This window comes from Planctopirus hydrillae (assembly GCF_001707835.1).
GTDB lineage: Bacteria > Planctomycetota > Planctomycetia > Planctomycetales > Planctomycetaceae > Planctopirus > Planctopirus hydrillae.
The window spans coordinates 1-343 of record NZ_LYDR01000017.1; the positions used below are offsets into that span (position 1 = coordinate 1).

Genomic DNA, 343 nt, shown 5'->3' on the forward strand with positions numbered 1-343 from the left:
CGCTTTTGACTCCGATCTTCTTGTTTCCCCGGAAATTGCCGTCCGAGGTGAGGATGGCTTTGGCCCCACAGTCATTCACCCTGTCGGCAAGCGCAGAGGAGCTGAAGCCGGCAAAGACCACTGAATGGATTGCCCCAATCCTGGCGCAGGCGAGCATGGCCACGGCCGCTTCAGGCACCATGGGCATGTAAATGATCACCCTGTCGCCTTTCCCTACCCCTTTAGCTTTGAGGGCATTTGAAAAGCGGCAGACATTGTGGTAGAGTTCTCTGTAGGTTATGGTCCGGCCTTCTTCTTCAGGGTCATTAGGTTCCCAGATGATTGCAGGCCTGTTTCCGATGGT

Annotated in this window: 1 protein-coding gene; it reads right to left on the minus strand. The window is 55.1% G+C overall.

Annotated features, from left to right (window positions below; translation table 11 throughout):
* The coding region (locus A6X21_RS01210) for an AMP-binding protein (RefSeq protein ID WP_165603648.1) at positions 1 to 343 on the minus strand (343 nt) is incomplete at both ends.